21 protein-coding genes are annotated in these 24,444 nt (G+C 42.4%); 16 read left to right on the top strand and 5 right to left on the bottom strand.

What is annotated here, in order from left to right:
- Positions 1-5 precede the first annotated feature (5 nt).
- From betB to proB, 3 genes are all read left to right on the top strand, one after another.
- Positions 6-1,478, top strand: a complete 1,473-nt coding sequence (gene betB, locus IEV27_RS14380) for a betaine-aldehyde dehydrogenase (protein ID WP_188378275.1) — start codon at positions 6-8, stop codon at positions 1,476-1,478.
- A 120-nt stretch (positions 1,479-1,598) separates the two neighbouring features.
- A complete protein-coding gene (betA, locus tag IEV27_RS14375) occupies positions 1,599-3,281 on the top strand; it encodes a choline dehydrogenase (protein WP_188378179.1) in 1,683 nt (560 codons plus the stop codon).
- A 207-nt stretch (positions 3,282-3,488) separates the two neighbouring features.
- On the top strand, positions 3,489-4,595 hold the full coding sequence (gene proB / locus IEV27_RS14370; protein ID WP_188378178.1) for a glutamate 5-kinase: 1,107 nt from the start codon (positions 3,489-3,491) through the stop codon (positions 4,593-4,595).
- Between the two features lie 312 nt (positions 4,596-4,907).
- Here proB and IEV27_RS14365 read toward each other — a convergent pair whose 3' ends face one another.
- A complete protein-coding gene (locus IEV27_RS14365; protein WP_188378177.1) occupies positions 4,908-5,219 on the bottom strand; it encodes a hypothetical protein in 312 nt (103 codons plus the stop codon).
- Between the two features lie 287 nt (positions 5,220-5,506).
- Between IEV27_RS14365 and IEV27_RS14360 the strand changes: the two genes are divergently transcribed.
- The 3 genes from IEV27_RS14360 (at position 5,507) to IEV27_RS14350 (ending at position 9,743) form a co-directional block, all read left to right on the top strand.
- Positions 5,507-6,136 (top strand): 2OG-Fe(II) oxygenase, encoded by a 630-nt coding sequence (locus IEV27_RS14360; RefSeq protein WP_188378274.1) that lies wholly within the window; start codon positions 5,507-5,509, stop codon positions 6,134-6,136.
- A 194-nt stretch (positions 6,137-6,330) separates the two neighbouring features.
- Positions 6,331-8,466, top strand: coding sequence for a type IA DNA topoisomerase (locus IEV27_RS14355; RefSeq protein ID WP_188378176.1), 2,136 nt, complete (start codon positions 6,331-6,333; stop codon positions 8,464-8,466).
- 20 nt (positions 8,467-8,486) lie between these two features.
- Positions 8,487-9,743 carry an alanyl-tRNA editing protein gene (locus IEV27_RS14350; protein WP_308808330.1) on the top strand — a complete coding sequence of 419 codons (1,257 nt, stop codon included), beginning with the start codon at positions 8,487-8,489 and terminating at the stop codon, positions 9,741-9,743.
- 54 nt (positions 9,744-9,797) lie between these two features.
- Here IEV27_RS14350 and IEV27_RS14345 read toward each other — a convergent pair whose 3' ends face one another.
- Positions 9,798-9,995 carry a hypothetical protein gene (locus tag IEV27_RS14345; protein ID WP_188378174.1) on the bottom strand — a complete coding sequence of 66 codons (198 nt, stop codon included), beginning with the start codon at positions 9,993-9,995 and terminating at the stop codon, positions 9,798-9,800.
- A 178-nt stretch (positions 9,996-10,173) separates the two neighbouring features.
- Between IEV27_RS14345 and IEV27_RS14340 the strand changes: the two genes are divergently transcribed.
- From IEV27_RS14340 to IEV27_RS14315, 6 genes are all read left to right on the top strand, one after another.
- Positions 10,174-10,695: a YehS family protein gene (locus tag IEV27_RS14340; RefSeq protein WP_188378173.1), complete on the top strand. Its 522-nt coding sequence runs from the start codon at positions 10,174-10,176 to the stop codon at positions 10,693-10,695.
- Positions 10,696-10,965: 270 nt separating this feature from the next.
- Positions 10,966-11,319 carry a hypothetical protein gene (locus tag IEV27_RS14335; RefSeq protein ID WP_188378172.1) on the top strand — a complete coding sequence of 118 codons (354 nt, stop codon included), beginning with the start codon at positions 10,966-10,968 and terminating at the stop codon, positions 11,317-11,319.
- A gap of 47 nt (positions 11,320-11,366) precedes the next feature.
- Entirely contained in the window at positions 11,367-11,807 is a 441-nt protein-coding gene (gene sufU, locus IEV27_RS14330; protein WP_188378171.1) for a Fe-S cluster assembly sulfur transfer protein SufU, read from the top strand.
- Complete coding sequence (locus IEV27_RS14325) at positions 11,794-12,765, top strand: CobW family GTP-binding protein (protein ID WP_188378170.1); 972 nt, start codon at positions 11,794-11,796, stop codon at positions 12,763-12,765. Before sufU ends, IEV27_RS14325 begins: the two co-directional genes overlap by 14 nt.
- Before the next feature lie 173 nt (positions 12,766-12,938).
- Entirely contained in the window at positions 12,939-14,132 is a 1,194-nt protein-coding gene (locus IEV27_RS14320) for a GTP-binding protein (RefSeq protein WP_188378169.1), read from the top strand.
- Positions 14,133-14,189: 57 nt separating this feature from the next.
- Entirely contained in the window at positions 14,190-15,809 is a 1,620-nt protein-coding gene (locus IEV27_RS14315) for a metal ABC transporter solute-binding protein, Zn/Mn family (protein WP_188378168.1), read from the top strand.
- A gap of 135 nt (positions 15,810-15,944) precedes the next feature.
- On the opposite strand, the gene ppdK is transcribed toward IEV27_RS14315, so the two are convergent.
- Both ppdK and IEV27_RS14305 read right to left on the bottom strand, forming a co-directional pair.
- Positions 15,945-18,620: a pyruvate, phosphate dikinase gene (gene ppdK / locus IEV27_RS14310; protein ID WP_188378167.1), complete on the bottom strand. Its 2,676-nt coding sequence runs from the start codon at positions 18,618-18,620 to the stop codon at positions 15,945-15,947.
- Entirely contained in the window at positions 18,620-19,438 is an 819-nt protein-coding gene (locus IEV27_RS14305) for a pyruvate, water dikinase regulatory protein (RefSeq protein WP_188378166.1), read from the bottom strand. Before IEV27_RS14305 ends, ppdK begins: the two co-directional genes overlap by 1 nt.
- A gap of 551 nt (positions 19,439-19,989) precedes the next feature.
- Between IEV27_RS14305 and IEV27_RS14300 the strand changes: the two genes are divergently transcribed.
- The 4 genes from IEV27_RS14300 (at position 19,990) to IEV27_RS14285 (ending at position 23,087) form a co-directional block, all read left to right on the top strand.
- Positions 19,990-20,886, top strand: a complete 897-nt coding sequence (locus IEV27_RS14300; RefSeq protein ID WP_188378165.1) for a VanW family protein — start codon at positions 19,990-19,992, stop codon at positions 20,884-20,886.
- Between the two features lie 129 nt (positions 20,887-21,015).
- Complete coding sequence (locus tag IEV27_RS14295; protein WP_188378164.1) at positions 21,016-21,528, top strand: hypothetical protein; 513 nt, start codon at positions 21,016-21,018, stop codon at positions 21,526-21,528.
- Positions 21,529-21,707: 179 nt separating this feature from the next.
- Positions 21,708-22,121 carry a hypothetical protein gene (locus IEV27_RS14290; RefSeq protein ID WP_188378163.1) on the top strand — a complete coding sequence of 138 codons (414 nt, stop codon included), beginning with the start codon at positions 21,708-21,710 and terminating at the stop codon, positions 22,119-22,121.
- Between the two features lie 126 nt (positions 22,122-22,247).
- Complete coding sequence (locus IEV27_RS14285; protein WP_188378162.1) at positions 22,248-23,087, top strand: deoxyribonuclease IV; 840 nt, start codon at positions 22,248-22,250, stop codon at positions 23,085-23,087.
- A 344-nt stretch (positions 23,088-23,431) separates the two neighbouring features.
- Here IEV27_RS14285 and IEV27_RS14280 read toward each other — a convergent pair whose 3' ends face one another.
- Positions 23,432-24,322: a fructose bisphosphate aldolase gene (locus tag IEV27_RS14280; protein WP_188378161.1), complete on the bottom strand. Its 891-nt coding sequence runs from the start codon at positions 24,320-24,322 to the stop codon at positions 23,432-23,434.
- Between the last annotated feature and the right edge of the window lie 122 nt (positions 24,323-24,444).

The raw sequence follows: 24,444 nt of genomic DNA, 5'->3' as shown, positions 1-24,444 counted from the left end.
TGAACCTGAACCTCAAATTAAAACAATACATTAATGGTAAATGGGTGGACGCAAACTCAGAGAATACACGTGAAATTATTAATCCATTTAACCAGGAGATTATCGCCGTTGTTCCAGAAGGGGACGAATCGGATACAAAAGAAGCAATCGCTGCAGCGAGAGAAGCATTTGATTACGGAGAATGGCCTTCTACACCGGCAACTGAGCGCGGGGCAGTCGTCAGAAGAATTGCTGAATTAATTGAAAGAGACAAAGAAGAACTTGCTTATCTAGAGTCATTGGATACTGGTAAAACAGTAGAAGAAAGCCGCGGAGATATGGATGATATCGCTGGTGTGTTTCGTTATTATGCAGAAATTGCAGATAAAGACGGCGGCGAGCTTATCGATTCTCCAGTGCCGAATTCGATTAGTAAAGTCGTTCATGAACCAGTTGGTGTTTGTGGGCAAATTACTCCTTGGAATTATCCTTTACTACAAGCCTCCTGGAAACTAGCACCAGCGCTTGCGACTGGAAACACGTTAATTATAAAGCCAAGTGAAATCACGCCGCTTACTCATATAAAAGTATTTGAACTCATGGAAGAGGCGGGCGTACCTGCTGGTGTTGCGAACTTAGTTCTTGGTGCAGGCGACAAAGTTGGCGCAGAGCTATCTAGTAATACGGATGTAGACCTTATTTCTTTCACAGGAGGCATCGTGACAGGAAAGAAAATTATGCAGGCAGCAAGCTCAAATGTGAAGAAGCTCGCTCTTGAACTTGGCGGGAAAAACCCGAATGTGATCTTTGCTGATGCTGATTTTGATATTGCTGTCGATCAAGCGTTGAACGGCGTATTTTTCCACGCCGGACAAATCTGTTCTGCTGGTACGAGACTGATTGTGGAAGAAAGCATTCACGATGAGTTCGTGAACGCGCTTGTAGAGCGAGTGAAGAAATTCAAGCTGGGAAGTGGATTTGACGAGGATACTCAAATGGGACCGCTCATTTCAGCTGACCACCTTGCGAAAGTAGAAAAGTATGTAGAAGCAGGGGTTAAAGAAGGCGCCACCTTAGCCGTTGGCGGCAAACGCCCGGAAGATCCGGAATTGCAAAATGGCTTTTTCTACCTGCCTACGATTTTCACCGACTGCACAACAGACATGACTGTGGTGCAAGAGGAAGGTTTTGGTCCGGTTATCACGGTTGAGAAATTCAGTACAGAAAAAGAAGCCGTAAAGCTTGCGAATGACTCCATCTATGGACTTGCTGGCGGGGTTTTCACAAACGATATTGCAAAAGCTGAACGCTGTGCCGCGAAGATGCGCATGGGTACAGTTTGGATCAATGAATTCAACCTGTATTTCCCACACGCCCCGTGGGGTGGGTTTAAGCAGTCTGGTATTGGACGCGAACTAGGCCGACTAGGTATTGAAGAATATACAGAAACGAAGCATATTTTCCAAAACCTTAAGCCTGAAACGTTTAACTGGTTCTAAGCAGACGATCTATTTCTTTTCTTTATATAAAACGTGAACTGAATTTGATAAAGGTAGAAGGGTTATCATCGATAGCTTTCAACCCTTCTTTTCAAATTTAACATCAAGGAGGAACTGAATATGAGTGAGTTTTACGATATTGTAATCATTGGCGGCGGTAGTGCGGGTTCCGTACTCGGCAACCGTCTAAGTGAAGATGGGAAAAAAAGTGTTCTTGTTTTAGAGGCGGGACGCAGTGACTATTCATGGGACCTGTTGATCCAAATGCCGGCTGCTCTGCCGTTTCCTGCAGGTAAAAGCCTTTACGACTGGAAATATGAATCTGACCCTGAGCCTTATATGAATGGACGACGCATCAAGCATGCCCGAGGAAAAGTACTTGGAGGTTCCAGTTCCATCAACGGTATGATTTATCAGCGTGGAAATCCGATGGACTATGAACGCTGGGGCGCCGATTCAGGTATGGAAACATGGAATTGGGCTCACTGCCTTCCATATTTCAAACGCCTGGAAAATGCTTTAGCATCACCAGACGATGATCTTCGCGGCCATGATGGTCCGATTAAATTGGAACGCGGCCCAGCTAAAAATCCATTATTCCAGGCCTTCTTTAATGCAGGAGTAGAGGCTGGTTATTCACGAACTCCTGATGTGAATGGTTTTCGCCAGGAAGGATTCGGACCGTTTGATAAGCATGTGTACAAAGGCCAGCGAATGTCCGCTTCCCGTGCCTATCTGCATCCGGTAATGGACCGGGAGAATCTAACAGTGAAGACTCGTGCATTTGTTTCAAGTATTGACTTCGATGGTACTCGTGCGAAAGGGTTGACCTATCAGCGAAACGGAAAAACGCATCAAGTTGAAGCAGGTGAAGTCGTCCTTGCTGGTGGTGCCATTAACACACCGCAGCTGCTTCAATTGTCAGGTGTAGGAGACGCGAAACACCTTCGCTCCCTTGGCATCGAACCAGTTGTCGACCTTCCAGGTGTTGGAGAAAACCTTCAGGATCACCTTGAAGTTTATGTTCAGCACGCTTGTCCACTCCCTGTTTCCGAACAGCCCAACTTGAATAAAGCACGTATGCCATGGATTGGTTTACAATGGATGCTTGGACGCACAGGACCAGCAGCAACGAACCACTTCGAAGGCGGAGGATTCGTCCGTTCGAACGAAGAGGTTGACTATCCAAACTTGATGTTCCACTTCCTTCCAGTAGCGGTGCGTTACGATGGACAGAAAGCGCCAACGGATCACGGGTTCCAGGTACACATCGGACCTATGTACTCTGATGCACGCGGTTCATTAAAAATTCGCTCGAAAGATCCGAAAGAGCATCCGAGCATGGTATACAACTACCTTTCTACAGAACAGGATAAACGCGAGTGGGTGGAAGCGATTAGAATTACTCGTGAAATTATGTCACAGCCTGCGATGAAAACGTACAATGCAGGGGAAATCTCGCCTGGTCCTACCGTGCATACCGACGAAGAAATCCTGGACTGGGTAAAAGAGGACGCTGAGACTGCGCTTCACCCGTCTTGTACAGCCAAAATGGGACCTGCTTCAGATCCGATGTCTGTCGTAGATCCTAATACAATGAAGGTTCACGGACTTGATAACGTACGCGTAGTTGATGCATCTGCCATGCCTTACGTAACAAACGGCAACATTCATGCACCTGTATTAATGCTCGCGGAAAAAGCAGCAGACCTTATCCTTGGACGTAAACCACTGGATCCAATTGATGCTGACTTCTATCGTCATGGAGTGCATCCAGCCGATGCGGGTACAGTAACTGAATAACACTTTGATGGAGAAGGCCCCTTTCTAAATGTATTTGCTCGTGAAGCATGCATTTATGATTGAGTGCCTTCTTTTTTTGATAGCTTTACAGACGCAGGACTGTTATTTATCCTAACTTGCAAGGGGATTCTGATGTATAATGTCATTAATAGACTGAAAATTTTAAACCGGTTTCTACTCATATGTAAAAGTGGATGGTGAATAAAAATGACCAAGAAACGGATCGTTGTCAAAATAGGCAGCAGCTCCTTAACAAATACAAATGGTGGATTAAGTAGTGAAAAGCTGCGTGAGCACGTAGATGCGCTTGCGCGTTTAAAGCAGCTGGGGCATGAAGTGATTTTGATATCATCCGGAGCCGTTGCAGCTGGCTTTACAGACATTGGCTATTCCTCACGTCCTGTAACAATTGCGGGTAAACAAGCAGCCGCAGCCGTAGGTCAGGGGCAATTATTAAGAGGTTATACAGAAGAGTTTAAAAGGCATGGCGTTGTGGCAGCACAGTTACTATTATCGAGGCAAAATTTCTTGTACAAAGATCAATATCAAAATGCTCATGCCACCTTATCTGAACTTTTAAAGCGGAATGTCACACCGATTATTAATGAAAATGATTCAGTATTAGTTGAAGAATTAACCTTTGGCGATAATGACATGTTATCAGCTCTCGTTAGTGGACTTGTGCATGCAGATTTATTAATGATCCTAACGGATATCAATGGGATCTATGACCAAAATCCTCGGACACATCCAAACGCCAAAAAGTATAATTACCTTCATGAAATTGATGATGATTTAGTAAATGGTGCGTCTGGAGCTGGTTCAAAAGTTGGTACGGGCGGGATGAAATCAAAAATAGAGGCAGCACGTACAGCATTGCGTTTAGGGGTGAAAGTATTTATTGGATCGGGGACGGGCGATGAAAAGCTTGTTGATATTTTACTTGGGAAAGGGGATGGGACTTATATCGGCGGCAGTTCACAAGCCAGTATGAATCAATCTAAACAGTGGCTGGCGCTGCATTCCATTCCTAGTGGAAAAATTGAAGTTGATCACGGTGCTGAAGCTGCTATCGTAAGAAATGGTAAAAGTCTTTTACCTGCTGGTGTAACAAATATTAGTGGTAACTTTAGCGTCAATGATGTCGTTGAGGTAGTGAACCTAAAGGGGCAGCTAATTGGGAAGGGCAGTGTGAATTTTTCTTCTCATCAATTGTTAGAAATTAAGGGATTGTCAAGCACAGAGGCTATGATCAAAGCCAATAGTGATCAAAAGGTTGTTATTCATCGGGATTATTGGGTAAGTTCGAGCTAGTTAGATAAGAATAGGATTCTATCCATACAGGCTGGGACAAAACTGAATAAAGCATAAAATCATCCGAACAATTCTGTAGGAATCAGTTCGGATGATTTATGTTAAAGAGCATTCAAACCATCGCTCTGTCAAAATACTCCGCTTTCCGTGGGCGGGACCTTAGATTCCTCAGAAAACAAAGAGTGATTTCCTGCATCTTCGGCTCGCGCTGTTCCCACGGGAGTCTTAGCATTTTGACTGCACTGAGGATCTGCAGTTTATACGAATATTCGGTTTTCTCACTGCTTTACTAATGTCCCGGTCTCTCTATTTTTATTTATTCATATGCATATGTTCAAAATTCTTACTAGGTGCAGCCCCATTTGTCCCATGCACCGACTGATACATCTGCTTCATGTCTTCGTTACTCCATTCTGGATGCATGTCACTCATGAATTTCTTTACCTGGCCAAAATTCATTTCCCCATTCGAATCGATCATTTCTTGATGCATTTCACTCATTTCCATCATATGTTCATTTTCTTCAGCTGGCATTTCCATCTGTCCACTTACAGCCTGAACACTAGTAACGCCGGCAGCTGCCACCAATCCTAAGGATAATGCGCCAATCATGAATTTTTTCATAGTAATCAGCTCCTTTACTTTATACTTCTATCATGAACGTAAACTATCAAGAATTCATGGAGAAATTGTGAAGGATTATTGACAAGTGTCTTTGGTCCTTTTGAGATAGGGTGAAGATGACTACTCCCATAATGAGGTGAGGAACATTTTTTGGTTTTTATGAAAAATAAAGAAAATATAGTAAAAATGTGGTAAAATAGATTTTGTGTTCTACAATTTATTAAAGGTAAATTTGTCTCTTTGTAAGCGTTTTATCAAATTTAGAAGAGGTTGATGAAAAAGTGACAATGCAAGTAAAAGAAGCTTCAATTTTTGACCACACTGGAAACAAGATTATGACCGAAGACCGTGAGATAGCGATTATCGCAAAAATGGAAGATCCTAAAATCGCTATCCTGGGAAACGTGGTAAGTGAGGCAGAGTGTGAGGAGCTCATCCGTCTTTCGAAAGATCGCGTGAACCGATCAAAAATCGGCTCAAGACACGAGGTGAGCGATATTCGTACGAGCAGCAGCACGTTCTTGCCTGAGGATGATGTCACGAACAGAATCGAAAATCGGATCGCGCAAATTATGAACGTACCCGTAGAACATGGAGAAGGACTTCATATACTGAATTATAAACAAGGCCAGGAATATAAAGCCCATTACGATTATTTCAAATCAAAAGTCAGAGCGGCGAACAACCCAAGGATCAGCACGCTTGTCCTTTACTTAAATGATGTAGAAGAGGGAGGGGAAACTTACTTTCCACACATGAATCTATCGATCTCGCCTCATAAAGGAATGGGCGTCTATTTTGAATATTTTTATTCAGATCCTGTGATTAATGAACGTACACTCCACGGCGGATCTCCAGTTACAGCCGGTGAAAAATGGGCAGCGACGATGTGGGTACGGAGAAAACAGTATCGATAAGCTTAAGTGTATGGAACCACAGTCCAACGAACATCTCGTTTTATAATAGAAGAGATCAATTCCAACCGTTTGGATTGATCTCTTTTTACGTTTTTTAGGCTCCTTTTAATTCTTTGTTGAATTCCCCTCACATCCCTTGCTTTCCTTTTCTTCCCATAGTAATCTTGAAGTTCATTGAAGGGAGTGGAGAGACCGTGACACGAGTGGTCATCTTAGCCGAAAAACCCTCTCAGGCAAAAGCTTATGCAGAGGCTTTTACGATACAGGAAAAAACGAAAACGCATATACAGTTAAAGCCGGATGAGACATTCCCGAATGGTGCGACGATCACGTGGGGAGTCGGTCACCTGGTTGAATTAAAAGAACCTCATGATTATAAACCAGAGTGGAAGCGATGGAAGCTTGATCAGCTGCCGATCGTCCCTGATCGTTTTTTAGAAAAAGTGTCTAAAGGGAAATGGGAGCAGTTTCAAGCGGTTAAGAAGCTGTTCCAGCAGGCGGACGTGCTCGTGAATGCGGCCGACGTCGACCGGGAGGGCTCGAACATTTTTTACAGTATTCTCCGCTTAACAGGGGTAAAAGGAAAGCCGATTCAACGATTGTGGATCAATTCTCTTGAGAAGGATGAAGTGCGCAAAGGATTTAAGAATTTACAAAGTAACGACAAGGACTTGCGTTTATTTGATGAAGCGAAAGCCCGCCAAATTAGTGATTGGATGGTGGGGATCAATGCGAGCCGCCTGTTTACCTTACTTTTGCAGAAGAAAGGTTTTTCTAGCTATCTTTCAATTGGTCGCGTGCAGTCTCCGACGGTGTATTTAATCTATCAACGACACAAGGAAATAGAAAACTTTGTCTCCGAGCCTTTTTATCAGATCGAGGGGCTTTTTCAAGCGGAAACAGGTGCTTATAAAGGCCTGGCTGAAATTAAGGAAAAGGATAAGGCGAAAGTGCAGGAACTTATGGACAAGCATGGGCTGAAAGAAAAGGAAGACCTGACAGGTATTGTTGAGAAAATCGATCAAAAGACAAAATACCAAAAGTCACCGAAACTGCATTCCTTGTCCACTCTCCAAAGCGTTGCGAATCGACGGTGGAAATATACGCCGTCACAGGTGTTGAAGACGATGCAGAAACTTTATGAGAAGCGGCTGGTTTCCTATCCACGGACAGACTGCAACTTTATAACGGAAAGTGAATTTAGCTATGTAGTGAACAATTTGAATGCCTATCAGAAAGCGTTAAATGTTTCTTTTACCCCTGTGTCTTTAAAACCAAACAAACGGTTCGTCAACTCAAGTAAAGTCCAGGAGCACTATGCCATCATTCCAACGAAGACCGTACCTACCGAGAAGAAGCTGAATGGACTAAGCCGCGAGGAGCGCAACATTTACAATGAAGTGCTGGCGACAACGCTTGCGATGTTTCACGCCGACTACGTATATGAAGAGACGGTGATTTTCACTCATGTTCACGACCTGCCTTTTAAATCGACGGGCAGAAGAGAAGTGAAAAGGGGATGGAAGGAGCTTTTTCCAAAGCCGACTCCATCAAAACAGGAGAAAGAGGCTTTTCTTCCAAATGTTCAGAAAGGGGAAGAGGTAGGTGCGCGTCTTCATATTAAAGAAAGCATGACGCTGCCGCCGAAGCCTTATACCGAAGGGCAGCTCATCAACATGATGAAAACGTGCGGGAAGCTCATGAATGATGAAGAAGACGTGGAGATTTTAAAGGAAGTTGAAGGCCTGGGAACTGAAGCCACCCGCTCCAGTATTATTGAAACGATTAAGGCGCAGAAATACATTGAAGTGAATAATAACAACGTGTATGTCACAGATAAAGGGATTATGCTTTGTGAAGCAATTGAGGGAACGCTGTTATCAAGCCCTTCCCTTACAGCGAAGTGGGAAGCCTACTTAAAGAAAATCGGCAGAGGCGAAGGATCTAAACAAGTTTTTCTTAAGCAGACTGGACAGTTTATTGAAAAGTTAATTCAAGAAACTCCCGACTCCATTCAACAGGTGAACGTTCGAACCACCGGAGAGAAAAAGAAGTGGAACGAACCGATCGCTAAATGCCCGGCCTGTGCTTCTGGTTCGATTATGGATCGATACAAATTTTATGCGTGCTCCAATTATAAAGAAGGGTGTAAAGTCACCTTTCCTAAGAGGTTAGCAGGGAAAACGTTAACGAACAATATGATTAAAACGTTATGCGAGAAGAAGCGGACAAGGGTTCTAAAAGGCTTTAAAGGAAAGAAAACGTTTAGTACCGCTTTAACATTGGACGAAAACTACAAGATTACGTTTGATTTTAAAAAGAAAGCTTGAATTCTGGTGCCCGGCTTCGTATGACGAGGGTCGGGCATTTTTTAAAAAAAACATGTTACGATACCTCTAGGAACTTTGAGGAGGAAATGACAATGACGAGAAAGCTGTACTACATAGATGCCTATCAAATGGAATTCGAATCTAAGGTTACAAAAATAGATCAAGACGAGCACGGATTTTATGTCGTGCTCGAAAAAACAGCATTTTATCCGACAGGCGGCGGGCAGCCGCATGATCAAGGCACGCTGAATGAAATCGAAGTCATTGATGTGGAAGAAGTAGAAGACGAGGTGCGTCATTACATAAAAGAAGCGTTTCCATCTGAGACAGGCATGGTGCAGGGAAGAATCGATCAAGCGCGTAGAATTGACCATATGCAGCAGCACTGCGGCCAGCATATCCTTTCAGCGATATTCCATGACCAGTTCGGCATTCCAACAACGAGCTTCCATCTTGGAAAAGACACAGTGACGATCGATTTAGATACGAGTCATCTCGATGACGATCTTTTGAAGAAGGCAGAGGAACAGGTGAACAAGATCATCTGTGACAACGTTCCGGTTGAATCGAAATGGATGTCCGTTAAAGAGGCGGCAGAATATCCGCTTCGCAAGCCGATCGCCGTCGATGGGGAAGTCCGGCTTGTGATTATTCCAGGAATTGATTACAACGGCTGTGGAGGCACACACCCGAACGTCACGGGTGAAGTGATGGCTGTTAAGTTCCTCGGATGGACAAAAAACAAGAAACAGGTGCGTCTGGAGTTTGTCTGCGGTCAGCGGGTGCTGGATAAGCTTAGACAGAAGCATCAAGTAGTAACAGAAATGAAGCGGCTCGTACCAAAACCCGAACATCAGCTTGCAGAGGAAGTCGGAGAGATCATCAAGCTAAGCAAAGAGAAAGACAAGCAAATCGCTGAGCTGGAAGAACAGCTGCTTCAGCATGAGGCACGTGAAATCATTTCAGCGTCACAGGGAGATAAGGTAATTCACCGCGTGTTCAAAGACCGGCTGATCAATACGCTTCAGTCTTTAGGAAAAACCATCATCGAAGAAGCCTCTGATGCCTATCTTATTCTGATTAGTGAACAGGAACATCAGCTGCAATTCGTGCTGGCTCGTGGAGAAAATATCGGCCGGAATATGAATGAGATCGCTAAACAAATCCTCCCCCTGATTGAAGGAAAAGGCGGGGGCAAACCGAATTTCGTCCAGGGAGGCGGGAAAAAGGTCATAGACGGTGAGGATTTTGCTGAGAAAGTCAAAAAACTTTTATAAATTTAGTGCATGGTTAACTTAGCACGGGCAGGCACTCTTTATAAGTAATTTTATTTAAAACTTCCTTACATGAACAGGATCCACAGTACTGGAAAGAGGATATTTAACCCGGAACTTTCGATTGATGGCATGAATTAACTCATGCTTTGCTTCCTCTGAGGCAATTTCTCCTTCTTGAATATCTTGATGGTTCATCTTCACTTCAAAGTCAATCTGGTGATGCTTGTAATGGATCTTCCCTGAAACAATCATAGTTCTCCTCCTTATGTATCTTTAAAACTAGTCAGCAGAAAGTTAATACCCGCAGGTCTCTATACTCAAACACCCACCATTCACGAGGTTTGCTTAGAACTGTTCACTTTAGGATAGACTAACTTGTGCTTTCGCGTGTTATAATGAGAATCTTGGAATTTGGATTGGAGGCTTAGTAATGGATAATAACGATATACTAATCAGGTTAAGATATGCCCAGGATATAAAAGATCAGGATATGATTGAAATATTCAAACTTGGCGGCGTTCATTTAACAAAAGAACAAGTGTTAAAGGTCCTTACAAGATCAGACGAAAGTTACGATGATGATTATGACGATGAGGAAGTAGAAACTGAAGATCACATCAAATGTACAAACAGTATGTTAGAATCCTTTTTAAATGGCTTCATTACCTTCAAAAGAGGGCCGCAGGAGCCAAAGCCCGGGCAGCCGAACAAGCCTGATCGGTCGATAAAAAATGCTTCAAGTGTAAATAACGTCATGCTGAAAAAAGTAAAAATCGCGCTGAAATTAACGAGTGAGGATATCATCGATATTTTAGAAGAAGCAGGAGTTAAGATAACAAAAGGGGAAGTAAGCGCGTTATTAAGAAAAGAAGGACACAAGAATTATAAAGTGTTCGGCGATCAATACGCGAGAAATTTCCTGAAAGGATTGGCTATAAAATATAGAGGCTGATCAATTATAGATTATGTATAAGGAAGACAAGCGGTGCATATATTGTATGCTCGCTTGTCTTTTATGTTTATATTAATAAAAACACAATTTCTCACTTGTTATTTTAAGAAGTTAGTGATAAATTAGTTTCTAACCAACTAAATAGTAATGATTACTATTTAGTTGGTGGAATGATTTTCCTTATAAGAGTCTCTGTATGGTGAAGAAATAGAAAGAGTGTTGGAGAAGAAGAGGTTTGAGTTTAAAATTGATAAACGCTGAGGTGAAATTATGAGTGATTATTTAATTAAGATGCTAACGAATAAAATTGTAGCTTCTTTGCCTAAGGAGAAGAGAGAGATTTATGCCTACGTAATTAATATGGAGGATGAATTTGCGGAAGAGGCCGACTCTGCGGAAGAATTTATGGTTCGGCTTAAAAGTGAATCCCCGCACAAACATGCGGCCAAACACTTTGGTATGACCTTTTTTGAACTTTTGCAAACAATTAACCATATTGATCGAGAGATTGCTGGACAGCTTGAAACGAGGATCCAATTGGTCAGCTGGAAAGACTATACAGAGGTCGCTCGGGCGAAAATGGGGATTCCTCTCCACCAAAAAGTGTTTCTTTTATCACTCTAGAGCTGTTACATAATGTAATAGGTGAACGCATATTAAGGAGGATTTTCATGCTGGACGATTTATATCGCCAGGTGGTGTTAGACCACGCAAAATATAAACGAAACTACGGGGAATTATCTGAGCAGAATAATATAAGTAAGGTTTATTATAAAAATCCTACGTGTGGTGATGTAATGACCTTGTATTTACGAACAGGACCATCAGGTATTGAAGATCTATCCTTCGAAGGGGAAGGCTGTAGTATTAGTATGGCGTCTTGTTCAATGATGACAGATCTTCTTAAAAATCAATCGATGGAAGCAGTTTACAATAAGAGAGATGCTTTTGAACGTTTAATAAGAGAAGGCGAAATAGAGGAAGATATCGATTTAGGGGATGCAGCAGCTCTCCAAGGCGTGCATAAACTAAGGGCCAGACATAATTGTGCGCTGATGCCGTGGCAGGCTTTAGACAAATGGTTAAAGGAGCAGGAAAATGAAAGAGAATGAGTCAAGAATTCCTGTGACAATCGTAACAGGGTATTTAGGAGCAGGGAAGACAACGTTTCTTAACCATCTCCTCAAAAATACTGACGAGAAAGTCGCTGTCATTGTCAATGAGTTTGGAGATATTGGAATTGATGATCAGATCCTTGAGAAAACGGAAGAAGAGATTATAGAAATTAATAGTGGATGTATTTGCTGTAATGTTCGTAAAGATTTAATTGATACTTTATCGATGCTTGCAATCTCTAGAAAAGAGAAAATGATAGAGTTTGACCGTGTTGTAATAGAAACGACAGGACTTGCCGACCCGGCTCCAGTAGTTCAAACATTCTTAATGGATAAGGAAATGATTGAAGACTTTGTCATAGACAGCGTGTGCGCCTTGATCGACGCCAAACATATTTCAAATCATTTAGATCAAAAAGGTGAAGCACTAAGCCAAATTGCTTTTGCAGATATGATCCTCTTAAACAAAACAGACTTAGTGTCAAATGATCATTTGACCTGGTTAATCAAGCGTTTAGAGAAAATAAATCCTAAAGCTGTGACGTATTTATGTGAAAACAGCCAGATTGAATTGGAAAAAGTGTTAGGGATTTATTCTTTTAACCTGCAGGAAAAAGTGGAAGTAACTCCCGATTTATTAATCAACGATCACCATTCCCATGATGACGAAATATCTTCTTTATCCTTACAAGAACATAGAGCTCTCGATTTACGAAAGCTCAATCTCTGGGTTTCGTTTCTTGTTCAAATGCAAGGAGAAAGATTGTACCGTTATAAAGGTGTGCTGAACATAGAAGGAATAGAGAAGCGCTTTGTTTTTCAAGGCGTTCATATGCTTTTTGCAGGCGACGAACTGGGTCCATGGGGAAGCGATCCTCGTATGAGCGAACTCGTATTCATCGGCAAGAACTTAAACAAACAGAAACTTGAGGAACAATTCAGAAGATGTGTATAGGAATAAAAAAATTTCGCTGTTTTTAAATCGTAATGATTACATTTAAATGGGGGGGTAATTAATAATCCAGGAACATGCTTAATGAAGCGCCCCCACAGAAGAAGATAATGCAAGTACATGGTTAGTGGGAATGCTTTTATTTGATTTTTTAATTAAAGGTGGAGTGATGAAATATGAGTGAAAAAATTCCTGTTACTGTGTTAAGCGGATATTTAGGATCAGGAAAAACGACGCTGCTCAATCATATCTTAAACAATCGTGCGGGGATGAAAATTGCAGTCATCGTGAATGACATGAGTGAAATTAACATTGACGCAGATTTAATAGAGAAGGAAGGGCATTTTTCAAGAACAGAAGAGAATTTAGTGGAAATGTCTAACGGGTGTATCTGCTGTACGTTAAGAGAGGATTTACTCATTGAAGTCGAAAAGATTGTAAAAGCCGGCAATATAGATTATATCGTCATTGAATCTACAGGGATTAGTGAGCCTGTACCAGTCGCCCAGACCTTTTCTTATATAGATGAAGAAATGGGCATTGACCTTACCCAGTTCTGTCGTCTTGATACGATGGTTACTGTTGTGGATGCCTATCGTTTTTGGCATGATTACGAGTCTGGTGATCGCCTACTTGACCGAAAGCAGGCTCTTGGTGAAGATGATCAGCGAAACCTTGCCGATTTACTAATAGACCAGATCGAATTTTGTAATGTTCTCCTGCTCAATAAATGTGACATGGTGACAGAGGAGCAGGTGAATTCACTGACTCAAGTGATTCAAACCTTGCAGCCTGAAGCGGAGATCATACGCACAACTTATAGTGAAATTGATCCAGCAAAAATTTTAAATACGCATCTTTTTAATTTTGAAACAGCAAGTCAATCGGCAGGCTGGCTAAAAGAGTTGATGGCAGGGCCGGAAGAACATACCCCGGAAACTGAGGAATATGGCATTCACTCGTTTGTGTATGAAAGAAGATTGCCATTTCACTCGCAGCGATTCTATAACTGGATCAGTCAAATGCCAGCATCAATTGTCCGTGCAAAAGGAATCACGTGGTGCGCTACTAGAAATCAATTAGCCCTTTTATTATCACAGGCAGGTCCGTCTGTTTCTATTGAACCTGTCTCTTACTGGGTAGCTTCCCTCCCTAAGGAACAAAAAGATCGTACCATCAAACAGAATCCTGAGATCTTAAACGATTGGGATGTTGAATTTGGCGATCGTAAGACGAATCTAGTATTTATAGGAGTGGACCTTGAGAAAGAAACCATAATTAAAGAGCTCGATCAATGCTTATTAACTGCCGGGGAAATGGACCAGGAATGGTCTGAATTGCAAGATCCTTTTACGTGGGAAACTCAATAAGAAAATTCAAGCGTAATCACTACAATATAATGTTGAAGAATAAAAGGAGGAGAGAAATTGTTTAAAAAATTTGCAGGGTTACTTAGTTTATTTATTGTCATCTTTACCATGGCTGCGTGTGGTGATGAAGAGACAAAGAGTGATGAAAGTGAAAAAGGATCTCAAGATTCAACTGAAGAGTTAACGGTGTTTACAACGGTTTATCCTCTTCAGTTCTTTACTGAACAAATCGCAGGGGACCTAGCTTCTGTAGAGTCTATTCTGCCGCCGGGGTCAGATTCTCATACTTATGAACCAACCACGAAAGAAATGATAGAAATCGCTGAATCGGATGCTTTTATTTATAATGGAGCAGGTTTAGAACCTTATGCAGACAATATCTCTGAATCTATTGAGTCAGAAGACGTACAAATACTTGAAGCCTCAAAAGGAATTGACTTAGAAGAGCATGGAGACAGCCATGAAGAAGAGAGTCATGATGAACATGCACACGACGAAGAAGATGGTCATGAGGACGAACATGACGGGCATGACCATGGAGATCAAGACCCACACGTTTGGCTGGATCCTGTTCGAGCCATTGAAATGGCAGAACATATAAAAGAGACACTAGTTGAATTAAATCCTGAGCAGGAAGAAGGATTTAACGAAAACTTTGAAGAACTGAAATCAAGGCTTGAGAGCTTAGACGAAGAGTTCCATACACAGCTTGAAAGCTTACCTGGGAATAAAATTATCGTTTCTCATGCGGCTTATGGATATTGGGAGAAAAACTACGGAATTGAGCAGGTGGCCGTCTCTGGATTAAGCCCTGAGAATGAGCCTTCTCAAAAAGAATTGCAAAATATTGTGGAAACAGCTGAAGAGCATGGGTTAAATCATGTGCTTTTCGAACAGAATATAACCCCTAAAGTAGCAGAAGTTGTTCGAAATGAACTTGATGCCGAGACTTTACGCATACACAATTTATCTGTTCTAACAGAAGAAGATATTCAAAGTAATGAAGATTACTTTACTCTCATGCAGAGTAATTTAGAAGTACTTTCAACAGCTCTATCTGAGCCTTCCTCAGTCTCAGATGAATCTAAAGAATCAGATGAGCATAATCACGATCATAGTCATGCTCATGATGAAGAATCAGAGAAAATTTATGAGGGCTACTTTGAAGACAGCCAAGTGGAGGACCGAGAACTTTCCGATTGGGAAGGAGACTGGCAGTCCGTATATCCATACCACCAAGATGGAACGCTGGATGAAGTATATGCTCATAAAGCAGAACAGGAAGGGGACAAGACAGCAGAAGAATACAAGGAATATTATGAGGAAGGGTACCAGACAGATGTTGATCATATTGTTATAGACGGAGAGACCGTCACTTTTAATAAAGATGGAGAAGAGCGTTCGGGGGAATATGTTTCTGACGGATATGAAATTTTAACCTACGATGCAGGTAATCGAGGGGTAAGGTACATTTTTAAACTAAAGGAAGAAGTGGAGGAACTTCCGAAGTATATTCAATTTAGTGATCATAGTATCTATCCGACGAAATCCGATCACTATCACTTATATTGGGGCGACGACCGTGAGGAATTATTAGATGAAGTGAGTCACTGGCCGACTTACTATCCATCAGATATGGATGGTCATGACATTGCCCATGAAATGATGGCACACTAGAATCAACAAGTTACTGTCCCATAAAAAAAGACATGCGCCTTCTCTCTTTTTCATGAGCAATTATTAAAGAATTAATGCTTGTCTTATATAAAAGAGAACCCTAAACTTTGTGGAATTTGTTTAGGGTTCTCTCTATTAATTATGCTGAGGTTCTTTTAAGAGATTTTTCTGTTCGTGACGAATCGTCGCCTGAGCTGCTGCAAGCCGTGCAGCGGGTACGCGGAAAGGAGAGCAGCTTACATAATCGATTCCTGCATCATAGCAAAATTGGATCGATTCTTTTTCTCCTCCATGCTCCCCGCAAATCCCTGTTTTCAGTGCAGGTTTTGTTTCTCTGCCCAGTTTAACCCCAGTTTCTACAAGTTTTCCTACACCTTCCTGATCTAACGAAACAAATGGATTTTGCAGGAGGACGTCATTTTCAACATAATGCTGGAGGAACTTTCCTTCTGCATCGTCGCGGCTGAATCCAAAGGTGGTTTGCGTTAAATCATTGGTTCCGAAAGAGAAAAAGTCTGCCTCCTGGGCAATTTGGTCAGCGGTGAGTGCAGCACGCGGGGTTTCGACCATGGTCCCAATGAGGTAATCGAATACCTGACCTTTTTCTTCCTGAATCTGGTTACCGGTATTGATGACCAGCTGACGCATTTCTTTAAGTTCATGTACATGGCTGACCAAAGGGATCATGATCTCGGGTTTAACTTTAATTCCTTTTTTCATAACGTTGGACATGGCATAAAAGATAGCTTTTGCCTGCATTTCGTATATTTCAGGATGAATCATCCCCAGCCGGCAGCCGCGATGACCTAACATGGGATTGGATTCTTCTAGTAATCGTACTTTGCGTAATAGATTTTGCTTTTCTTGTAATTCGTTTGCGTTTGAGTTCGTCATTTGCAGTTTTGTCACGTCAACGAGCAGTTCTTCTTTATCCGGCAAAAACTCATGAAGCGGCGGGTCTAATAACCGCACGGTAATTGGAAGGCCCTGCATCGTTTCAAATATTTGCTCAAAATCCTGCTGCTGCATAGGAAGGAGCTGATCGAGAGCGTCTTTACGTTCCTCACGGGTTTCAGAAAGGATCATACGTTGAACCGTTGGGATACGAGATGGATCCATAAACATATGTTCTGTGCGGCAAAGTCCAATTCCTCCTGCTCCAAATTCGAGTGCTTTCGCAGCATCGGCAGGGTTATCCGCATTTGCCCTTACTCCCATTTTCGTCTCTTCATCTGCCCAGCTGAGCAGCAATTTGAATTCCTCAGAAAGCTGAGGTTCGATCATTGGAATTTCTCCTAGGAAGATCTCACCTGTGGAACCGTCTATTGTAATGATATCTCCATGACTGACAGTCGTAGACCCTGATTTAAATTGTTTGGCCTCTAAATCTATCTTTATAGAATCACAGCCGCATATGCACGCTTTGCCCATGCCTCTGGCAACCACGGCGGCATGGCTTGTCATCCCTCCCCGGCTCGTAACGGTCGCCTGGGAAGATACGATGCCATGGATATCGTCCGGTGTCGTTTCAGGGCGGACAAGAATCACTTTTTTCCCGCTTTTTGAAAGTTCTTCTGCTTCATCCGCATCAAAGACGACTTTACCTGTGGCTGCCCCCGGAGAAGCTGGCAGACCTGTGGTTAATTTCTTCTTTTTATGTGATGGATCGATGCGGTGATGGAGGAGCTGGTTAAGCTGGTCAGGATCTACGCGTAAAAGAGCCTCTCGTTTGTTTATAATGTTTTCTCTAACTAATTCAACTGCGATTCGAATGGCCGCCTGGGCGGTACGTTTCCCATTCCGCGTTTGGAGAATATATAGTTTCCCGCTTTCTACTGTAAATTCAATGTCCTGCATATCCTGGTAATGATTTTCTAACAACTGGCACGTATCCACCAATTGTTGATAGACGTCCGGCATGTCTTTTTGAAGGGCAGCAATTGGCTGCGGCGTTCGAATGCCTGCCACCACATCTTCTCCCTGGGCATTAATTAAGTATTCTCCATAAAGTTTGGACTCCCCGGTTGATGGGTTGCGGGTAAAAGCAACTCCTGTACCAGAGTCATCCCCCATATTTCCAAACACCATGCTTTGAATATTTACAGCTGTCCCAAGGTGGCCCGGTATCTGGTGAAGTCGACGATACAACACAGCTCTTTGATTATTCCAGGAGTCAAACACGGCGTTGATGGTAAGGAATAGTTGCTCCTTAGGGTCTTCGGGAAAGCTTCGTTTCGCTTGATTTAGTACAATCTCTTTGAATTCTTTAATCACTTGCTTCCATTCATCAGCTGTTATTTCTGTATCGGAATGGTATCCTTTGTCTTCGCGGATATGGTCTAACCGTTTTTCGAAATGGTAGTTGTCGACTTCCAGGACGACATCACTGAACATTTGAATAAACCTGCGGTAGGAATCATAAGCAAACCGAGGGTTATTTGTAAGCTCTGCCATTCCTTTTACGGTTTCATCATTCATTCCAAGATTCAAAACAGTATCCATCATTCCAGGCATGGAATGTACGGCGCCTGATCGCACGGAAACGAGAAGTGGATTGGATGGATTACCTAACTGTTTCCCTGTTTTTGTCTCAAGTGCTTCCAGTGCTTCCAGAACTTGAAATTCGGCTTCCGGCGGGATGACCTGTCCGGCATCGTAATAGGAATTACAAGCTGTGGTTGTAATCGTAAAACCATAAGGAACAGGTAAACCGATCCGAGTCATTTCGGCTAAATTAGCCCCTTTCCCACCTAAAAGTTCCTTTTTGCTGCTGCCGGTTTGATCAAACATGAAGACAAATTTTTTATCCATTATGCAAAACTCCCCCTTTTGTTAAACATCGCTAAGATGACATCAGCCGTCTCCTCAATAGCCTTATTGGAGACATCAATGATTGGACAGCCGATTTTTTTCATAATTTGTTCAGCACTATCTAGTTCTTCAAGAATTCTATTTAATGAGGCATAATTCGCTGGAGTCGTTAACCCCAGACTTTTTAAGCGTTCTTTGCGGATGCTGTTTAATTTTTCAGGTGTAATGATTAAGCCAACGCATTTTTTTCTTGGAATCGTAAAAAGCTCTTGAGGAGGCGGGATCTCTGGGATGAGAGGTACATTGGCTACCTTAAATTTTTTATTGGCTAAATACATGGAAAGTGGGGTCTTTGATGTTCTGGAAACTCCTACGATGACAATGTCTGCTTGTTTTAACCCCCGTGCTTCCTGCCCATCATCATACTTCACGGCAAATTCAATCGCTTCCACTCGTTTAAAATAGTTCTCATCCAGCTTTCTCATTTGTCCCGGTTGATGATTAGGTTCGATATTAAATTTTTGAGTGAACGCATCCATCAGTGGGTGCATCAAATCAACCGCAATAATGCCCTCTTCTTCTGCTCTTTGATCAAGATATTGCTTTAAAGTTGGAAGGACGATGGTGTAAGCAATGATGGAGTGAGTATACTTTGAGACAGTGATGACATTATTAATATCCTGTTGGTTCTCTACATAGGAAAAATGCTTAATGTCAACATCCTGACCAAGAAATTGACTCGTCACAGCTTTAACCATCATGTCAGCTGTTTCTCCGACTGAATCAGACACGACATATACTGTTTCTTTTTTAGACACTATTCATCTCCCTATTCTTTAAGTAATAGAAGCTGCCGTATATAACAGCATGGGTAAGTATAAGTTCATTAAATTTCCTTATGACTGCCTCCCTTTATGGAGTTGCTCTGTTGAATTAATATGACATACTATTTATTTTAATTTACGTCTAATGTGTCATACTATTTGCTTGAATAGTATATTATCATTATTTAGAATTTGTTACAACAAAAAGTTCGTTTCTGCTTGGATCAATTTGAACGAAAAAGAACCTTACACTGGTTTCTATACTTTTGTAAGGTTCTATTTTTTTATAGTTAGGCTTCTAGATATGCTGAGTTTGTCCAATCATTGATGGTGAGTCCAACTGCACCGCAATCAACCTTTTGCCGTTTTCGTGTTCGGGCACGACGTGTGCTAATGAAGTGCTTTGTTATGCTTCGGTAGAAGATTCAGGCTCATGCCCGCTCTTTTATAGAAGTTCCGCTTGTCTTTTTCGAAATTAAAAGTCCACAAATTAACCCACATGATTCTCCACCTTCTACTCATACTAGCAGTAGGAGGATGCCGGTATGAAAATTGCACTTTTATCTTTATGTTTACTCTTAGCTCAACCCGCTATTCAAGAAGATGACCTCTCCATAACGGATGAGGGGAAGGAAGTCCTTAACGTGAACCGAAAGGATTTTGAACTAGAGCTGCTTGGGAACCCCTTTGTGGATCAGGCTGAAATCCAGCAGCTCATTGATCATCTGGATGATCAAATAAGGGAGGAACCTGTAAATGCAAAAATAGATGAGTCAGGGGAAATTATACCTGGAGAGGATGGATCCCAGGTATATCAAAAGAAATTCATGGAGAAATTCTATGCGTATCTCTATGGCACTAAGACGGGTACGCTCTCTGTGCCGAAGCTTTCTGTACGTCCTAAAGTAGATAGTGAATTACTCGCCAATATCCGCACGCAGCAGATCGGTCATTATGTAACTTATTTTAATTCGAATAATAAAGCACGCTCTCATAATATTCGTCTATCTGCAGAAGCCCTTGATAGTTATGTGGTATTTCCAGGAGAGGTTTTTTCTTTTAATAAGGCCGTTGGTAAAAGAACCAAGGAAAAGGGATATAAAAATGCGCCAGAGATTGTGAAAGGGGAGGTGACCGAAGGAATTGGCGGAGGAATCTGTCAGCTTTCTTCTACGCTGTTTAACTCTGTTGATAAGGTGGGCGTAAAAATTTTGGAGCGCTTTTCTCATAGCAAGCGGGTGCCCTATGTACCTTCTGGAAGAGATGCGACCGTGAGCTGGTATGGTCCTGATTTTACGTTCAAAAACCAGTATAACCAGCCGCTTTTAATTCGGGCAAGGGTAGATGGGGGACAAGTGAGTGTAACGATTTATTCTTCAGATGTGATTAATTTTGATCCGCAAAAGGTTGCTGATGCTAAATGGAGAACAAGGGACAGATAGGTATATCAACCTAAGTGGAGCCATAGATCACCGGGGTTTTTTAATCAATACAAAGGAATGAGATCTCCTCTCTTTATTAGTGTGCTATGATATTTTATAGCCATTACTAGCAAAGGAGGACCTCCGAACATGTTCACGTTACGGAACGCTATAGGGATGCGGTTAGAGGATATACAAGAGGAGAAAAAGCATCTGCGGGAAATGATTAAGCAGCTGACCGATGAACAACATGAACTCATAGCCCGCCTCGAGCGTATGGAAAGGAATGGAGAGGGTCTTACGGATACTGAGGATGACTTAAAAAGTGTGGAGGCTGACATACCAGCAAGCCTTTCCATCGATGAAACCGAGGAGACGTTGAAAAATGACTATATCCTGCCGACTGACCCCATAGCCTTTTCAGCGGATCGATCAAAAACCATGACGTATAAGGAACTCACTCATATTTTGATTAACTATGCGAAGGAACATCATAACCAGGTCGACCACGAAGCGTTTGAGCAATTTTTGATCGATCAATACAATTTTACCCCTGCCAACTTCTCTCATATTATTTGGAGAGCACGGAAAATGGATCGGCGGTTAAGAAGCTTAATTAGTGGAAATAGGAAAATAACCATATTGGATAATGAAAGTGATTAATACAACGGTAATTCAGCCTCTCTCAGGTCTTTGAACTTGGGAGAGGCTGTTTTTTTGGCCTAAACGCTCCCCCTTTTACAACGATGCTAAAAGTAGTCAGAAGTCTACAATCTTCATCGAAGGAATTAGGTCAAATATATAGAATTTAAAAGTTAAACGAACGACATGGAGGTTGATGTATGAAAAAATATTTAGCCCTATTCGGTTTAGCTGCTCTGATCGGCTGCTCCCAGGATACCAGTGCAAGTGATAGTAATAAGGAGGAACAACCTTCTCCGCAGGATTTGGAAGACCAGCTGAGAGAAGAAGCGATTCCCCTTGAATTTGCCTTTGTCAATGCCGGGGAAGTAGAAGGGGGAGAGAAGGTATCCATTCAAGGAACGATATCCGCTGAAGAGACTTCGGATGAAGGAACCGCATTTACGGTAACAACAAAGGAAGAGAGTGGGTATGGGTCATATACGGTGGAAAAAGAGGATGAAGATGCAGAGTACACCGTTCAGGATATCGTAGAAGTGTATGGCACGTATCGAGGGACAGATGAGGCAGGCACCCCGGTTATTGAAGGTACGATCATTGAGGGCATTAAATAACTACCTGAATCCAAACGTAAACAGTGGGATATGTGTTTGTTTTTAACAGCTTTCTCTAATTGGAGAGAAGGCTGTTTTTTTATGAATAGCCAGCTTTTGGAGAAAATAATCAAAGAGGTGATTTAAATGATTTTTGGCAGTCATGTGTCCATAAGGGATGGTTATTTAGGCGCTGCAAAACGAGCCGTGTCTCTGAATGCTGATGCTTTTCAATATTTTCCGAAAAACCCGAGAAGCTTATCGGTTAAAACTCATAGTCAAGAAGATGCAGCGCTGTGTAAAGACTTCTGTGATCAGAAGGGTCTTGTATCTGTCGCTCACACGCCCTACCCGACAACGTTAACGCCTTCTGATGAACATAAAAGAGAGCAGGTCACCGAGTCGCTGTTGAATGACTTAGCGATTGCTGATGCGTGCGGCTCTCTCGGAGTCGTCGTCCATTTCGGAAAAGATATTTTCAAGGGAGATCAGCTGGCCAGCTATCGATTAATGATCGGAGTGCTGAATGAAGTGCTCAGCCAGTGGCTGGGAGAATGCAGGATCCTCTTGGAAAACATGGCAGGGAAGCCTGGAACGATGGGAACGACGTTGGAAGAGCTGGCGCAGCTTCGAAGATTATCGGATCATCCAGAAAAAATCGGTTTCTGCTTAGATACGTGCCACGCTTTTGCGAGCGGGCTGTGGAGCGGCGACAATTGGAAGGAGGTTGTAAAAAAGGGGGAGGAACTCGATTATTTTGCGCATTTAGCCGTGATTCATCTCAATAATTCCAAGTACGACACTGGTTCAGGGAAAGACCGGCATGCCAATATTTTTGATCATGGGTATATAAAAGAAAACCAGTTTGATCAGCTCATGGATTCTCCCCTTTTAGAAAATATCCCGTTTATTTTAGAGACCCCTAAGGAAATCGTTTCTCATAAAGAAGAAATCCGCCAATTACAGCAAAAATGGGGTAAAAAATAAAAGTACGCCGTTTAAGCGTACCTTCAGGTGGCCGAAAAAGCTTGGAAGGATGAAAACTTGCGATGATAAATTCCTTCATTTTAGCTCTGAATAAAGGAACTGAAAAAAGTGCCGCTTTCCGCGAAGGGTTTTGGAAACGTCGACACTCCTATGGGAGATACGAATAAGGTGTGACCCCGGAAGGCATTAGCCTGAGGAGGCACACCATTCGCCCATGGAAAGGGAGTCGTTTCCTAAAACCCTTTTCTCTTCCTAACACAAGACATGTGTGCACTGGTTAAAAAGAGATTTCATGCTTCTCTACAAGCTGAAGGCACGCCGTTACAGCGTGCCTATGAAGCATTTTAGTTTTTATTAACAGATGCATCGAATATTGAATCGACCGCATCCTTTAATGTCTCATCAAACTGATCGTCTGACTGGTCAGCCTTTAAATCAGCAGCCAGCGCACGGGAGAAGCTCGCCACCAGACCGTCGTTTTCTTTTAATTTCTCATTGGCTTCATCACGTGAATACCCTCCGGAAAGAGCAACGACGCGCACCACGCGTGGGTGATCAACAAGCTCTTTATAAGCATTTGCTTTCGTAGGAATCGTAAGCTTCAGCATAACATGCTCGTCTTCAGGTAACGCATTTAAGTGTTTCAATATTTCTTCACGCAGCATTTCCTCGCATTGTTCCTTGTTCTCACTATTAATATCCACTTCCGGCTCTATAATCGGAATGAGGTCATAGTCGATAATTCGTTTACCAATGTCAAACTGCTGGTCGACCACGTCTTTAATCCCGCTTTCATTTGGTTCATGAATCACCGATCGCATTTTAGTACCGAAAATATTTCGTTCGTTGGCACGGCGAAGCTTTTCATCCAAATCGTCAATCGGCTTCATGAGCTGGACGCCATTTTCCTGATCAGCCAGGCCTTTATCCACTTTAAGGAAAGGGACAATGTCTATTTCAGCAAGATAATCTGCCGTATATTTCCCTTCAATCTTGCGGTCCATCGTTTGCTCAAATAGAATCGCACCAATAATACGGCTGCCATCAAAAGAAGGCGACGTAATGATTCTCGTCCGCATCTCGTGCACTAAATCAAACATTTCATCCTCACCTGAATAAGAATGGGCGGGTACTCCATAGGTTGCCAGAGCTTTAGGCGTACTGCCGCCGCTTTGGTCGAGTGCGGCGATAAATCCTTGTCCGTTTTTGATTTTTTCGAACTGACGGTTATTCATGATTCCACTCCTTTTTTAATAAAGCATCCAACTATACTCTTCCCACTTTTCCTTCGAACGTAACACAAAGTGGAGGCAAAGTTCGCGAAGAGTGGTAATATGCTGGAATGATCTATTGGATG

This window comes from Halobacillus andaensis, from assembly GCF_014636475.1.
GTDB classification, from domain to species: Bacteria; Bacillota; Bacilli; order Bacillales; family Halobacillaceae; genus Halobacillus_A; species Halobacillus_A andaensis.
This window is presented reverse-complemented; position numbering and strand designations above follow the sequence as displayed.